The 16,243-nt window shown below is 48.3% G+C and carries 10 protein-coding genes; 4 read left to right on the plus strand and 6 right to left on the minus strand.

Annotation, left to right across the window (positions count from 1 at the left end; genetic code table 11):
- Positions 1-12: 12 nt before the first annotated feature.
- The 4 genes from Q369_RS0107480 to Q369_RS0107495 form a co-directional block, all read right to left on the minus strand.
- The gene (locus Q369_RS0107480; RefSeq protein WP_229206764.1) at positions 13-945 is read right to left on the minus strand and encodes a bifunctional metallophosphatase/5'-nucleotidase; all 933 of its coding nucleotides are present in this window, start codon (positions 943-945) and stop codon (positions 13-15) included.
- Positions 938-1,702: a 5'-nucleotidase C-terminal domain-containing protein gene (locus Q369_RS0107485; protein ID WP_084165668.1), complete on the minus strand. Its 765-nt coding sequence runs from the start codon at positions 1,700-1,702 to the stop codon at positions 938-940. The genes Q369_RS0107480 and Q369_RS0107485 overlap by 8 nt, the downstream gene beginning before the upstream one ends.
- Before the next feature lie 124 nt (positions 1,703-1,826).
- Positions 1,827-3,413, minus strand: coding sequence for a RagB/SusD family nutrient uptake outer membrane protein (locus Q369_RS0107490; RefSeq protein ID WP_031527183.1), 1,587 nt, complete (start codon positions 3,411-3,413; stop codon positions 1,827-1,829).
- 15 nt (positions 3,414-3,428) lie between these two features.
- Positions 3,429-7,139 (minus strand): SusC/RagA family TonB-linked outer membrane protein, encoded by a 3,711-nt coding sequence (locus Q369_RS0107495; RefSeq protein ID WP_031527184.1) that lies wholly within the window; start codon positions 7,137-7,139, stop codon positions 3,429-3,431.
- 361 nt (positions 7,140-7,500) lie between these two features.
- On the opposite strand from Q369_RS0107495, the gene Q369_RS0107505 reads away from it, so the two are divergent.
- On the plus strand, positions 7,501-7,896 hold the full coding sequence (locus Q369_RS0107505; protein WP_031527185.1) for a hypothetical protein: 396 nt from the start codon (positions 7,501-7,503) through the stop codon (positions 7,894-7,896).
- 63 nt (positions 7,897-7,959) lie between these two features.
- On the opposite strand, the gene Q369_RS0107510 is transcribed toward Q369_RS0107505, so the two are convergent.
- Entirely contained in the window at positions 7,960-10,056 is a 2,097-nt protein-coding gene (locus Q369_RS0107510) for a M43 family zinc metalloprotease (protein WP_229206765.1), read from the minus strand.
- A 193-nt stretch (positions 10,057-10,249) separates the two neighbouring features.
- On the opposite strand from Q369_RS0107510, the gene dinB reads away from it, so the two are divergent.
- The gene (dinB, locus tag Q369_RS0107515; protein ID WP_157488094.1) at positions 10,250-11,347 is read left to right on the plus strand and encodes a DNA polymerase IV; all 1,098 of its coding nucleotides are present in this window, start codon (positions 10,250-10,252) and stop codon (positions 11,345-11,347) included.
- 1 nt (position 11,348) lies between these two features.
- On the opposite strand, the gene Q369_RS0107520 is transcribed toward dinB, so the two are convergent.
- Positions 11,349-12,527 carry a putative sensor domain DACNV-containing protein gene (locus tag Q369_RS0107520; protein WP_031527188.1) on the minus strand — a complete coding sequence of 393 codons (1,179 nt, stop codon included), beginning with the start codon at positions 12,525-12,527 and terminating at the stop codon, positions 11,349-11,351.
- A gap of 788 nt (positions 12,528-13,315) precedes the next feature.
- Between Q369_RS0107520 and Q369_RS0107525 the strand changes: the two genes are divergently transcribed.
- A complete protein-coding gene (locus tag Q369_RS0107525; RefSeq protein ID WP_031527189.1) occupies positions 13,316-14,299 on the plus strand; it encodes a glycosyltransferase family 2 protein in 984 nt (327 codons plus the stop codon).
- A gap of 115 nt (positions 14,300-14,414) precedes the next feature.
- Positions 14,415-16,238 carry an ABC transporter ATP-binding protein gene (locus Q369_RS0107530; protein ID WP_031527190.1) on the plus strand — a complete coding sequence of 608 codons (1,824 nt, stop codon included), beginning with the start codon at positions 14,415-14,417 and terminating at the stop codon, positions 16,236-16,238.
- The last annotated feature ends 5 nt before the right edge of the window (positions 16,239-16,243 follow it).

Consider the following 16,243-nt stretch of genomic DNA (forward strand, 5'->3'; position numbering starts at 1 on the left):
TGCTGCCCAGGGTTATACCCAATCCTGCGCGTGAATGGGATAAACGTTAGATACCATCCTTTGCCTGCCCGATTCCCGGTCAAAAAAGTAGTCGAGTCTCCCGAGATTGATCCCGGCGAACCCTACCTGATTGATTGTCGTCGGCTTTCCGTCGAGATTCATCACTGCTTCGGGCGCTTTCATGAATGTGTGCGTATGTCCGCCGATGATCAGGTCGATGTTCCGCGTTGACCTGGCGAGTACCAAATCTGAAACTTTCTCGTCGCGGTACTTATATCCTAAATGCGACAGACAAACGACGAGGTCGCATTTGAGATCGTTTTTGAGCAGCGTGGCCATTTCATTTGCCTTTTGCACAGGATCAAGATACTCTGTTTCGAGGTAGTTCTTTTTGTTGACCAAACCATGCAGCTGAATACCTAAGCCAAACACACCTATCTTGATTCCCTGCTTTTTAAATACCTTATAGGATTGGGTTTTGCCTTTCAGTTCGGTATTTTCAAAATTGTAGTTGCTTACCAGAAAAGGAAAGTTTGCATGCGGAAGTTGTTTTACAAAGCCCGCTATCCCATTGTCAAAATCGTGGTTTCCCATCGTGGCCGCATCGTAGCCCATTTTGCTCATTGCGACCATCTCTACTTCACCTCCGTACAAATTGAAATACGGAGTACCCTGAAATATATCTCCAGCATCAAGCAGCAGCACATTGGGCTGTTCCTGTCTGATCTTAGTTATCAATGCTGCCCTTCTGGCCACGCCGCCGAGTCCCTGATTGCGCGACCCATCCATTGGAAACGGTTCAATCTGACTATGCACATCGTTGGTATGCAAAATAGTAAGCTGAACGGTCGAATCTTTCCCGAAGGCAGCCAGAGGCGCAGGTGCCAGACCCATCAATGCAGCCGCGCCCAGACTTTTACGTAAAAACTCCCTTCTGCTATTCATTGACAATCGTGATTCTTCCATCGAGTTGCGCATTGATTTTCTTACCCTGCCGGGTTAATTCATTGATATAATCCAATAATGCATCGCGAACTTTCGTGCCGATATCTCGTCGTTCTACAACCTTTTTGAGGAAATCCAATTCATCGCCGCCGTCTGCCAGATAGTCGTAAGTAACGAGCACGTAGGTTTTGTTTTGGTCAAAAGGCTGCCCTGCAATTTCAATATCCATTGCCTTTCCGTCTTTAATCTTCATCCGCATTCCCGCAACCGGCTGTCCACCTTTCTTGGCTACAAAATCGGCCAGTTCCTGCACATTCTCCCCGTTCAGTTTCAGAACAACCATTTCATTTTCAAATGGCATGAGTTCGAAAACGTTGGAAACCGTGATGTTACCCTGCGGCCAGGTAGTCCGGAGGCCACCTTTTGTTGCCAGCGCAAACTGGATCGAAGGCTCACGCTTCAAGCCTTCTGCCAGCATAAAATCAGCAAAGAAATTACCAAGGAGTGTTTCCGGGTTTCCCGGCTTAGTAAGCGCCTGCTCCGCCTGCCCGACCACGCGGCTCATTTCAGCCTGCATCTTTTGTTTGTAAGGAAGGTAATATTTCACCATCGACGAGTCCTCGCCGCTTTGCTGATCAATGCTGTACTGCTTGTAATCGCTGCTGGAAACAGTAAGGTGCTTCTGGCAGGAAGCGAGGAATAATGTAGTCAGGAGCAGGATATATAATCCTTTTCGTTCTTGATTAGAGGAAGTCATAACAACCATTTGGTACCTAAAATTAGCATGGAAAGTCCAAACAATTAGCGGCCGGGCCGAATAGTTGTGATACTATTTCCCGGCCCGGCCGCTATTTATCTTGCTGTCAATGTAATCTTAACTTTCACCAACCCTCATTCTGCCGCAAGTTCGGGTTTGCGTCTATTTGGCTTTGTGGGATCGGGTAGATTTCCAGCCGCTCGGAATACGGGATCAGTACGTTATCTACGATCTGGTCTGTGGTCATTGCTGCGATTTCGTCTTTCAATGTTCCCCAGCGGCGGATATCGTAAACGGTGTTGAACTCTCCGCTCAGTTCCAGCCTGCGCTCGCGACGGATTGCCGCGCGCATTTCGGCCACTGTACCCGCGCGCAATGCAGAAGCTTTTGCCCTGGCGCGTACCCTGTTCACCAGCGGCAGCGCCTGCGCACTCTTGCCGGTTTCATTCAATGCTTCCGCAAGCATCAGCAGCACATCAGGAAAACGCATTTCAATCAGATCCGTGCTGTATCCCTGCACTGCCGAGCCAGCCGGACGCGCAACCCGAGCCAGCTTTCCATAAGCAATTCCATACTTGAAATCGTCGTGAGCGAATGGCGCATTTGTTCTCTTTACAACATAGTTACCAAGTGTAGGATTGTAGATAATGCTGTCGCCAGGCACAGCTCCTGCCCTTGCTGTTCCCTGGAAGATATACCTCGGAACCGTCGTAAAATCTCTCCTCAGGTCTGTTTTTTCAAACAATTGATAAAAACTGTAAGTTAACCCGTAGTTCGTTTGCTCGTCGCCATTTACAAGTCCGGAAGGAAAAAGATTGAAAGGCAAAATGCTTCCATTCGGCTGCGATGAGTTGATAAAATATCCGAAAGAAAGGACGATTTCACGGTTGCGCTCATTGTCAAGCGAGAAAACATCCGTAAAATCCGGTAGCAGCTCAAAGTCATATTTCTCTTCATTCTCTGTTCCTACCAGCTGACTCAGTACATCTGCCGCTTTCTGGTAATTCTCTGTCCGGTTCAATGGGCGGCCCGCCATTTGCAGGTACACTTTTCCGAGCATTGCTTTGGCTGTACCCGCCGATACGCGCCCCAGTTCTGCACCTCCCCGCGAATCCGGCAGGTTGGCCTCGGCAAATGTCAGATCTGCGATGATGGCTTCGTAAACCTCCACATCCGTCGACCGAGGCGCAAAAATCAGGTTTTCATCTTTCAGCGATTTGATCTCGTCCAGGATCAGCGGCACGCCGCCGAACAGTCTAACCAAATGAAAATATGCATATCCTCTCAAAAATCGCGCTTCGGCAATGTAGGGATCGGCTTCTTCTTCCTCGCCTGGCACCGCCAGTTTTGCATTCGCGATAACAGTATTGGCCCGAAAAATAATCTTGTAAAAACGGCTCCAAACTGACTCGAATGCGGGAGAATTCGCATTGTGCCCAAAACGGTAATAAGGGTCAGCCCCGGAACCGAGTATACCGGCTGTCGCATAGCGGTGCCCTGACTCCGTCAGATTGAACCTGTTGCTGATATCCCCGAAATCAGGGGCTGTGTAAGCGTGGTAAACACCAATTGTCGCCTGGTTGAGACCGTCTTCATCTTTGAAAACTACTTCCTTGCTTAGGGACGAATATGGAGATTCTTCCAGATTTCCCTTGCAAGAACCGATCATAGTCAGCAAAGCCAGTACCGATATTTTTATATGAACTTTCATAGCATTTGTGTCGAGTTAGAAATTGCACGAGATACCGATTGTGTAGGAACGCTGCGCCGGATAAGCGCCATAATCAATGCCTTGCTGCAGCAGTGACTGTGCGTAGGAGCTTACCTCGGGATCAAAGCCGGTGTATTTGGTCAAAGTCCAAAGGTTGGTTCCTGTTACAAACAGCCGCGGATTCTGTATCGGGCCAAGTCGCGGGAAAGTGTATGAAAGACTCAGCATTTTGAGACGAACGAAACTTCCATCTTCCAGCATCGTGGAGTTGATATCACCAGAAGGGATGCCTCTCTGAATACCAGGGTACTTGGGATCATTGTGAGGGTTCGACTCGGTGTATCTTTTATTAAACCAATCTTCCGACTGATTGAACCCCACCCCGCTGTACTCCACCACCCCATTCATAATGTAAAAATTGGTGAGGTTTAGTACGTCGTTGCCGACAGATCCCGTAAACAATGCATTCACCGCCAGGTTCTTCCAGGTTAAATCGTAAGTCCAGCCGAAAGTGAAGTCGGGATTGGATTTGCCCAGCACGACCCGGTCATTGGCCGTGATGATGTTGTCTCCGTTTGTATCTGCATAAATCCACGCACCGTATATCGGTGTACCTGTGCTGCCGGCAGGCCGCGGGCCTTCAAATGTGGCGAAGGTTGGGTTTCCGTTTGCGTCAAAGTCGGTGGTCTGAGTGAGACCAGCAACCTTGTACCCGAAGAACCGTCCTACTTCTTCTCCCGGCGTCAGGATACCCGAAACGCCTCCCAGCAGGTTTCCATTCAAACTTACAAAATCAGATTGCGTACGCTCACCCAGGTCTATCAGCGTATTTACGTTTCTGGAAATGTTCAAACGTGTTGAGAAAGTCACATTCTTCTTCTGAACAATGTTTCCGGTGATGCTCACTTCAAAACCCCGGTTCCGCATGGTACCGTAGTTGTCGATGATCGTGCTTACCCCAGCCTGCGTCGGTACTCTTCTAGGTTGCAGGAGGTCGGAAGTAACCTTATTATAATAATCAAAGCTGAAAACGAGGCGATCTTTGGCGGTATTGAAATCAAAACCCAGGTTCAGCTGGCGGGTTCTTTCCCAGGAAAGATTCGGGTTAGCAATGGTGTTCGGGAAAATGCCTGTACCGATCACGGCGCCGTCTCCCTGCGGCCCCATTTCGTAAAAGCCGCTCGCATACTGCGACAATGAGGAATATGCCCCGATAGCCTGGCTGCCCGTTTCACCCCAGGAACCCCGGAATTTGGTATTGGAAATAAAAGTAATCCCTCTCATAAACTCCTCCTGATCGAGGTTCCAGGCTAGCGCTACTGACGGAAATACCCCGTACTTATTATTGGCCGCAAAAGCAGAGGCCCCGTCAATGCGCACGGAACTGTTCAGCACATATTTACCCTTGAACGAGTAATTGGCCCGCAAAAAGGCTGATTGTAAAACGCGTTTTTCCTTGAATGAACCGATCGACTGGGACTGCGCGCTGCCTATGTTATCTACCCCGAAAAACGGAATATCGTAGCCGCTCGAACTGGTGTTGACGAATTCAACAGTCTGGTCGTTATATTCCACACCCAGGGTTGTATTCAGGTAATGGTCTGTTTTAAAGGTCTTTTCGTACTGCATGTAGGCATTTACATTGTAGCTGTACGTGTTGGAAGTGTTGTTGCTGCCCTTTCCCTTCACGGGGTTTCCTTCGGCTGTGGAAGGAGGAAGAAAAACTTTCCTGCGGGTAAGGTTCTGGTTCCCGGCCAGGCTCACAACCAGGCTCAGCCCATCAGTCAGGCGGAAGAAATTTTCAATGTTCAGGATGGAGTAGTCGCTCTGCGTCACGTCTGTCTTTGCAGTCAGCTCATTCACCGGATTGGAAAAGTAGTAGCCTGAGTAGTTGGGAATACCCATACTGTTGTTTCCCAGATAATCCAGTTCCAATGTAGGCGCCGCGCGAAGTCCGTCCATTAACCCGCCTGAACTTGGCCAGGCGCGGGAGGCTGTTACCGCCCGGTTGGTCTTCTGGCGGCTGAACGAAACCTGACCTTTGACAGTATACCAATCGTTGATCTCATTGTTGAGGTTGACACGCAAGCTCGCCCTGTTATTGTCCGAATTGATGATTGTACCTTTTTCCTTTAAATAATTAGCGGAAATGTAGTAGGAGGATTTCGGGCTGCCGCCTGACAAGCTGAGCGTAATATCTTCGCGGAAGCTCGGCTGCGTGATGGCCTCGACCCAGTCTGTATTCGTGAATGCACTATCCAGGTTTTCGAAAGGCGCATTACGGCCGGTGAGCAGGTAGCTCTCGTTGATCACCTGTGCATACTGCCGCGAATTCATCATTTTGATCGGGTTTGAAACAGAGCCGAACGAGGTTTTGTTAACCAGCTCCACGCGTCCCTCGCCCCTTTTTCCTGATTTGGTCGTGATCAGAACTACGCCATTTGCTCCGCGTGAACCGTAGATAGCGGTAGCTGATGCATCTTTCAGAATCTCCATGCTCTCGATATCATTCGGATTGATCCCGTAAAGTCCGTTTTGTGAAGTGGCGCCTGTGAAATTCGCCCCGGCTTCGCGGTAAGGCGGCATTGGAAATCCGTCGACCACGTAAAGCGGCTCATTGTTCCCACTGAGTGAATTGTTGCCCCTGATCCGCACAACCGTCGCTGCGCCGGGTTCGCCGGAAGTTTCAGTTACCTGCACGCCGGTGGCCCTTCCCTGAAGCGCCTGGTCAACAGTATTGACCACTGCTGATTTATATTCCGTACCTGCTACCCTCGAAGTCGAACTCGCGAGATCGCGTTTGCTTTGCGCCCCGTAACCTACCACTACGACCTCTTTCAAGGCTTTTGCTTCTGGTAAGAGCTGCACATTAAATGTGGTTTGATTACCGATTGGCGTTTCTTTTGAAGTAAAACCTACGAAGCTGTAAACCAGGGTTCCGCCATTTGCGGGTACTTTCATTTGAAAAGAACCGTCCGGCTCAGTTATCGCCTGGATCTGCGTTCCTTTTACGAGAACCGCGACACCCGGCATTCCTATACCTTTTTCGTCGACAACCTTACCTTTAATGGACCTGGCGTCGGGACCAAGTTCTTGCGAAGCAGGGCCTGCGACCGCAGAATCTGCGGGTTGAGAAATTGGCTGGCCGGGTTGCTGTGCCGCCTGTTGCGCTGGCTGGGTGGCAGGCTGTCCCGGCTGATTTTGCGAACCAATGCTGTCGGTTTTCGCTGGTGCAGCAGTTGAGTCAGTTAATGCAGCTGCTTTTTGAGTAGTGTCAGGAGGAGTAGTCGGTTTGACCAGCGGATCGAAACTTTGCGAAGTTTTAGCTGGCGTAGTTGGTGAGGAAGTCGAGGCTCCGGGAGTCGGCACTCCAGGAGTCGGCACTCCGGGAGTCGATACTCCGGGAGTCGATACTCCGGGAGTCGATACTCCGGGAGTCGATACTCCGGGAGTCGACACTCCGGGAGTCGGCACTCGGGAAGCTGGGTTGTTGGCTGAGTCTGCGGGTATCTTTGATTTGGGGAGGGTATCAGCGGCTGGCCTGATTACCGGTTGTGGAATTGTAGCATCGGGCTTTGCCTTGCGGGTTGTGTCCGGACTTACCTGTTGTGCGTGAATGTTGTTGACTTTAAATAAAAATAACAGCAGGGAAACCAAACCAATCCTCAGAAAAATGAACGTGCCCGCAGCGGAGCTACGCCCATTTAATCGTCGAGTTTTTTGCATATAGATTCGTGGCTAGGTGAGAGGACGTTTGTCCGTATTTGTTTGAGTTACATAGCCGAGGACAAAAACCGTACCGCTATGTTCCCAGCGGTTATAAAATAGCTTCTCCCGTGAATGGGCGGCTGTTTCAGCTTATCCTTAAAAGCCGCCCGCTTGCTAACCGTTGTTGCTATATGCAACACCTTTTTTACCCGCCGCACTAGGCTGTCGGTATGTATTTTGTACATTGGCAAATAATGGCGAAAGCCAGCTCATTAATTTTTGGAAACAATAAGCTTCCGATTACATTTGCTAAACTCCCATGGTTCGTTTGGGACTATATTGCTTTTTTGTAAAAGGAGTTCAAGAAAACAGCTTCGAAATGCGCCAGGAACAACTGCTTACCGCCGACTATATTGATTCTCAGATAGGAAATGTAATTGAATATTATGTTCGCTGGGAATTTGAAGAAGACCCTTTTTATGGGAAAGCCAGGATAAAAGGATTAGTCGACGATGATTCGGGAGGATTGAAAATCATTTGCGACGTGATCGAAGGAAGTGACCTGGAACTTGCCTACGAAGAAGAAGAGATCTTCATGATGTCCGACAATCATCCCATTTACACCGGCACGCTTCCCGAAATTTACTCTGCCAACTGGGTCAGTACCGACGGCAAGAAAAAGAAGCAGATCTTCATTGCCCCTGAAAACGAGAATGCGAAGGATTTTGCGATTTCTCAGACAAACAGTAAGGTGATCGTCAAAAGGATTTATTGATTTTAAGAATATCAGAAACAGGAAAGGCGCGGTGAATGCTACTGCGCCTTTCCTGTTTCGTTTTTATTCCTTGACAATCTTCTTGGTTAATACGCGGTCCTCAAATTCGGCTTTGATGATATACAACCCTGAGGAATAATTCGTCAGATTGAAGTCGTACACATTCGATGCCACCTCACCGGTAATCAGTCGCTCGGCCACTTTCTGGCCTGCTACATTGTACACGGTAATAGCTTTCAAACCGACCGGATGCGGGTAGAACTGAACCGAGAAAATGCCCGTCGTAGGGTTAGGCGACACCAGAAACCCGGCTTCTTTCAAATTCGGATTCACGGTAACTGCCCTCACATTGACATCGTCGAGGAAAATGTCGTTCTCATTTCCATTGCTGTTCAGGAACGCGATCAGGATCTCGCCTTGTCCGATAAACTCACTGATGTTGATTTCTTCCCTCCTCCATTCGTTAACAGTCGGCGTAAATGCAACACGCGTAGCCGCGCTTCTTGTCACCAGGCTCGAGCCCCATTTCCGGTAAACACTCCGGTAAGTCTGCCCGCAATCCGTGCTGACTAGTACCTGCAAAGTATCCCAGACATTGTTTTGTACCGAGGTACTCGTGTAAGTAGCCGCGGCGAGCTGGAAGGAAACAAATGCAGAGTCGGCGCCCGCAATGTTCACGGTCGGCAGGCGCAGGTAGTCACGCTGGCCTATTGACGCGTTATTGAAGTTTGAAATACGAACTGACGCGCTGCCCGTTTTTGCCGCCACATTTGTTTTTTCCCACGTGGATCCATTATCAGGATTTACAATATCCCAGCCGCGCGGCGGGAATAGACGTTCGAAGCTCTCTGTGATCGGCGGTGCAAATGGCTCATAATATATGAAGTCAAGTGACAATGCATCGTTGGAAGTATTTTCATCCTGTGCACCATTTGGATCGGAGGTGTAGATCGTAAGCACGTGGTTACCCTCTGCGGTAGTCAGCGCTGGGAGGGTTACTGTTGTCTCTGCAAACGTGGCCAGCGAGCCGGTCCAGCGGTACGTCTGCGTGGTTCCATTGTCGATTACCGCATGAACAGTTACCGAAGTAAGTGTTTCGGTGCCCCTGTTTTCGAGGATAATGCGCGGGGTAAATGTATTTGTACAAATCCGTTGATCGGGCTGTGTAATTGATTGAACGGACGCGTCTTTGGCTTTCAGATTAACCGGCGTGCAGCCGTTTGACTGGGCCAACAATGCACGGTAGGCTTCAAAAGCAGCCTCCATCCTGGCGACCTGCTGCCTGGTGAACATCAGCAAACAAGCGTCGGGCGTGTAGTCCATATAATTCTGGTACATAATTCCGGGACTCGTCGGAGTACATCTGTCCGTTAAGATACCTGTTCTGCAAGTGTTCGTGCTCCCCGACTGGTTGGGCGTATCATCCACCTCGTCGCTTCCGGAGCAGGAATCATTATCATCGCCCCAGATGTGGTACAGATTAAAGAAATGCCCCAGCTCGTGCGTAAGTGTTTTGCCCTGGTTATATCCGGTCGTAACGCCGCCGGGCAGTGAACCATAATCTACAACGACACCTTGCTCGTCTTTCACACCGTCATTGGGGAACGTTGCGTAGCCAAGCGTCGAATTTGACAAATCACATATCCATATATTCAAGTACTTATCCGTATCCCAGGCATCCGCGCCACCTGATTCGACGTGTTTGACGAAGTTCGTTGTGTAATCGAAAGTCGAGCGATTGGTTTGGTAACGCACGATTCCATTCGAGGGAAGATCATCAGGGGTGCGCTGAGCAAGGCAGAATTTGATGCCCGACTGCCCGAACAGCGACCGGAAATGGGAAGGTATCTGGCTGGCGCCTGCATTCTGGCCCGCATAGTCTTTGTTGATCGTATCGAGCTGCGCGAGGATCTGCGCGTCGGTTACCTGCGACTGGCGGTTGAGCACCACGTGAAATACAACCGGTATCGTGACTTCCGACGTAGTCCGCATCGATTTTCCCGATTGAATACGCGCATTTACGATTTGTTTTAAAACAGCTTCCCGCTGGTCAAACATCAGCTTTAATGCAGGCTGGGCAATAAAACGCTGGTTGAGCAGCTCCATGGTTCCGCATCTTTCCTGTGCAGCGGCTGGCACCAGTATTGTGAAAAAGAGCAAACAAAATAGGTATGTAATCCGTGGTATAGAATATTGCATTGAGTGTTAGAGGAACGTTGTTGAATATCAAACCCTGCTTCAGGTTCAAAGTCTCACATGGATTACGAAAAATAAATAGCTAATGATGCGAATTGTAAAACATTTAATTTGTTTTTAACATTAAAAGTATTCCACTTTCCGTATCCCAGCATTGATGATGCCGGCCGCTCAAAGAAAAATTATTCACATTGACATGGACGCATTCTACGCTTCCGTAGAGCAGCGCGACTTTCCCGAGTATAGGGGAAAACCGCTGGCGGTGGGTGGCTCGCCTACCGGAAGGGGCGTGGTGGCCACCGCGAGTTATGAGGCGCGGAAGTTTGGCGTACGATCAGCAATGCCTTCCCGGCAGGCTATTAAACTTTGTCCGCAAATCATATTTGTACCGCCTAGGTTTGAGGTATATAAAGCTGCGTCGCGCAAAATACGAGAGATTTTCTCGCGCTATACCGATCTGATCGAACCCCTTTCACTAGACGAAGCTTACCTGGACGTGACAGAAGACAAGCTGCACATTGGATCGGCAATGGAAATTGCGAAACGTATTAAGCAGGAAATCAAAGAGGAACTGCAGTTAACGGCGTCTGCCGGCGTGTCTATTAACAAGTTTGTGGCAAAAATCGCGTCCGACCTGAACAAACCCGACGGGCTGACCTTTATCGGTCCTTCCAAAATAGAAAACTTCATGAGTACGCTGCCAGTTGAGAAATTTCACGGTGTAGGCAAGGTAACTGCTGACAAAATGAAGACGATGGGCCTGTTTACCGGAGGAGATCTGAAAGCATTGTCCGAGGAAGAGCTCACCCGGAGATTCGGAAAAAGCGGCTTGTTCTTCTATCGCATTGTCAGAGGAATTGACGAGCGGGAAGTCCAGACGCATCGTGAGACCAAATCGCTGGGCGCCGAGGATACCTTTACGTACGATCTTACCACGCCGGAGGAAATGTATAAGGAGCTGGACAGGATCGGTGAAACGGTTTGCAACAGGTTAAAGAAAAGCCACCTGCAGGGCCGAACAGTTACACTTAAAGTCAAATTCAGCGATTTTACACAGATTACCAGAAACCAGTCTTTTCCAAAGCCAATCTCGGATTTTGATTCTATTGTAGAAACAGCGCGGGCTTTGCTGGATAAGGTAGAAATGAATGAAAAGCCTGTGCGGCTGCTCGGTATTTCCTTATCAAACTTTCACGAACCCGAAGTAAGGAGCAGAAAGCCGCGGGATCCCGAGCAGCTGGAATTATTCCCTTGAGTCAAAGCAGCAATGCATCTACCCGGTGTGCCTGCACTTTTTTCTCGCAGGGCGACCATGAAAATATGGTAAACCTGCCGTCCTGTGAAGCTACGAGTGCGATAGCATCACGCTGATCGTGCACAAACTGTGCAGCAGACAAATGCCTTGTGCCGCCAGTTTGCACAGGATGGACTACCATTCCTTCATTGCCTATAACCGGCTCCGTAACTATAATTTCTTCTACCGGAGATCCATCTGCGGCGCGGCCGATCTTGGCGCCGAACGCAAGCAGTTCATAACTATCATTGATAATCGTTGCGCCGTCTACCGCAGTAAGTCCGGCCATATTGTTGATCGCGGAGCTGAATTGTGTTTGCCACGAAAAGGGATTCGGTTCTTTCAGGTATCCTCTGTAAAGCTCTGCCAGCTCAGAGAACGCGGGCTGAACATGATACGTAATGGGATGTATAATGGATTTGCGCCAGGTTTCCTGGCCGGTAGGCACAACCAGCAAAATGCCGCCGCGCTCGTGGGCGCGCATGGAAACAGCCAGCTGCACAAGCAGGTTCGGCGAATCGTTCCACATGGTTGGGGATCTGAAACCCATCATGGAATTCACCACGGAGGGACAGTCTTTTACTTTCCCGCTCTCTTCATTCACAATCTTAACCTGGTCTCCTTTAAGCACAGCCACATTGACGAACTTACCAAAACCATCTACCCGCCGGTGCTTGATTACCAGCATTCCCGGCTCAATAACTTCCAGTACGAAACACAAACCCGGGATTACCCGCGTGGTACCCCAAATGCGCAGCTCGCCACCCTCCTGCCAAACGCCCAAATGGATTCCTGACCGTTCCACAGCAGGCGCGAGCTTGGTGAGGGTGTTGGCCGACAGCGGCAATGTTTCTGCAAAAATAAGCGGGTGCTCTGCGTCGCGCGGCGGCAGATAGGCGATAGACACTTTGGGGGACCTCCCCTCTTCTTTCCGTAAACTGGCCCAAAAAGTGGTATCTACAATCGCCTCTATCGTCTTCCGATCCGGTTTGGGGGCCAGGTCCTGTTCGTAATACCTGCTGACGGCACTGTGGTGTTTCTCAAAGTGGCTGACAACCTGCTCTGCGATTTCGCGAGCTGCTTTATAGGTAGTGGTCGGGTATAACTCGCTTGCGTCGAAAGTAAATTCGGTATTAAGCATTGTAGAAAGATTAGACAGTCGGAGAAAATGAATGTTCCGGAGAGAACCTCGGTTTAGTACAAGAAACAAAAACTGGTCTTAAAAAGTTAAATCAGTAAAAAATTTAAGCAAGGTTTTAGATTACCGTACAACCATTGAGTATTTTTTTTCACACATTATTAAAAAGCAGCACCCCAGATGCAAAGTTTTTATTGATTGATTATGAGGTATTTCAAGGTGAATAAAGCCGTTAAATCATTATTTTCCGGAAAATAAAAGTGTATGCTTCCAACCAATTTAGTTTGGACAGGATCATAGGGATATCAGATACTCTGTTAGCCATGAAAATTTAAATTTAGCTTTACCGGTATGAATAACGTCCTAGAATATCGAACTTGCCTGCAACAAACCCCTATCTTTTCTGGTATTTTAAATCAAAGCAGTTAAAATTAAATTTTGTAATTGAAAAATACAGAAACAGCCTATTAAAAAGCATCGCGGATATTCTCCGGCTTTTTGACCCACCTCTCCTCGTATCATATTTTTAAGTCAGCATTCGTGGTCAGTTTTTTGAGACTACTATTTTAATAATTCAACGATATCAAGTGAACGCGTATATAGTTTTCGTGAGTAGGCGTGATTTACAATCTTAATGGTTCAATTATTTAAGGCAAGCGAGTGACTTGCCGGATACAATGAAATAATGAAGGGGTCGTTTCAAGAGGAACCTAACCTTCACAGGTTCATCCATCAACATTAATAAAATCGCTATCGGAAACACTATTACGCTACACTAAAACTGTAAATTAATGAGAAGCATCTCCGTAGTAATTCCGAATTTTAACGGAAGACACTTGTTCGAAAAATATTTCGAGACCAATTATAAAATCCTGAAAGGGCTCGGGCCGGAGGTACAAATCATCGTTGTAGACGATGCATCTACGGACGACTCGGTTGCGTATCTGGAACAACACTATGGTGATAATATCACTATCATCCGTAAGGAAAAGAACTCCGGCTTTGCGAACACCTGCAACCTGGGCATCAGAAAGGCAACCAACGATCTTATCTTCCTCCTGAATACGGATGTTACTCTGGAAGAAGGTTATTTTGAAAAGCTATATAAGTATTTTGAGCTCGAAGATACCTTCGGCGTAATGGGGCGGATCATCGGAATGGATGACGATAATATCCTCGATGCCGCACGCTCACCCAAAATCCTGGGCCGGAAAATAAAGCCGAGCAATTTCTTTTACTTGCAGGATTCCGATACACTGACGCCTACTTTCTACCTTTCCGGCGCAATTGCATTGATGGATACCCGGAAGCTGAAAGCGATCAACGGGTTCAATGAAATGTTCAATCCTTATTACGGCGAAGATCAGGAAATGTCGATCCGCGCCTGGCGTTTGGGTTGGAAATGCTACTACGAGCACAATGCGGTTTGTCGCCACGAAGTATCTGCTACGACAAAAGGCCACAAGGATATATACTCGGTAAAAAGGATCTATTTCCGCAACCGCTATTACATGCACCACCTGCACCTGCACGGCATTGATCTGAACCTTTACCATTTACAGGTTATCCTGAGCGACGTGCTGCCAAGTCTGCTTACTTTCCAGTTTTACAAAGCAGAAGCCTACCTCGACTTCCTGCGGAACATGAATGAGCTGAAAATGAGAAAGCGCGCTTTCAAGCGGCAGATGAAAGTCCACAAATCCAACATCGGGATCATCGAGGTCATCGAAAACATACAGTACATGCTCAAATACAAGCAGGTTGTGAAATTGTAACCTCGGCTAGTACTTTTACAAAGGATAAGCATTAATTTGCGTCCTCAACCGGAAATTTCTCAGTTTCCGGCTATTTTACTTTCGGGTGTACGCAATGTACACTATCCATTTAATAATGAAAACATACTTCCGATTACTGTCATTTGCACAGCCAATTGCCAGATTTGCATTTCCTTACATTGTTTGTACAGTCCTTGGTGTCATATTCAATACGCTAAACCTTGCCCTGCTGGCGCCTCTGCTCAGCACATTATTTAACAACAATGATGAAGGTACAGCGCTGATTGCCAGACCAGACAGCTGGTTCGATGTTCCTACCGCATTAAACTATTTTGCCCAACAGGCCAACCTGGAATACGGTGCACACGGCGCGCTTCGTATTGTTTGCGGCGTGATCGTGATCTCAGTTCTGCTTTCCAATATCTTCAAATACTTTTCGCAGCGCATCATGGAAAACTTACGTATCCATACGTTGCTGAACCTGCGCAAAACAGTTTTTGATCACGTCATGAACCTGCATGTAGGTTATTTCAGCAATCAGCGAAAAGGGGATATTATTTCAAAGATTGCATCCGACGTACAGGTAGTCCAATTTTCTGTGACCGGCACTTTGCAGGTGGTTTTCAAAGAGCCGCTTCAATTGATCGCTTACATTTTCATGCTCTTTGCGACCTCCGTAAAGCTGACATTGTTTGCGATTCTGGTCATTCCGGTCTCAGCTTTTCTTATTTCAAAAATTGTAAAGCGCCTGAAAGAGCAGGCTGCATTGGCGCAGCATTATTTTGGTCTGATGATCAGCTATCTCGATGAAGCTTTAAGCGGCGTTAAGATCATCAAAGCTTTCAATGCCACTGAGCAGATCAAGGAGAAGTTCCATAGTGAAAACATCCGGTACTCGGAGCTCGGCAGGAAAATGGCCCGCAGGCAGCAGTTAAGTTCACCTGTATCCGAATTCCTCGGTGTGGGTATGGTCGCGATCATCGTACTTTATGGCGGCTCGCTGATACTCGACAATCAATCTGATCTCAGCGTATCCAAGTTTGTGGCGTACATCGCTTTATTTTCACAGGTAATGCGCCCGGCGAAAGCATTGACTGATTCGTTCAGTACCATTCACGCGGGAATAGCCGCGGGAGAGCGGGTTCTGGAATTGATTGATGAAAAACCGGAAATCAACGATGCGCCCGACGCTATTGACCTGAAAGACTTCAAAGAGGCGATCAAGCTCGAAAACCTATCGTTCTCCTACCCCGCCCGGCCTGTCCTCAACGCAATTAATGTAACCGTCCCGAAAGGCAAAACCGTCGCATTGGTAGGTCCGTCAGGAGGCGGCAAATCGACGCTGATGGATTTACTGCCCAGGTTTATAGATGCGCAGTCCGGCAGGGTTACCCTGGACGGTATCGATGTCAGGAACATCAAGCAAGAGTCACTTTGGGCACTTTTCGGTTTGGTTAACCAGGAATCCATGCTCTTTAACGACACAATTTTCCAGAACATCGCTTTTGGAAATCCGGATGCTACAATGGAACAGGTGGAAGCTGCTGCACGCGTCGCCAACGCACACGAATTCATCATGAATACAGAGCACGGCTATTATAGCAACATTGGTGACCGGGGTATGAAGCTCTCCGGCGGGCAGAAGCAGCGGATCTGTATTGCGCGTGCAGTATTAAAAAATCCACCGATCATGCTTTTAGATGAAGCTACTTCGGCGCTGGACACCGAATCGGAAAAATTGGTACAGGAAGCATTGAACAATCTGATGAAAAACCGGACTTCACTGGTGATCGCGCACAGGCTGAGCACGATTCAGAATGCAGATATGATTTTGGTACTCGACCAAGGGAAAGTTGTTGAACAGGGCAATCACTCGGAGCTCATCGCACACGAAGGTCTTTACAAACGATTGATTGACATGCAGACATTTAACGAGTAGTTTAA

It is taken from the genome of Dyadobacter crusticola DSM 16708, assembly GCF_000701505.1.
Classification (GTDB): Bacteria; Bacteroidota; Bacteroidia; order Cytophagales; family Spirosomataceae; genus Dyadobacter; species Dyadobacter crusticola.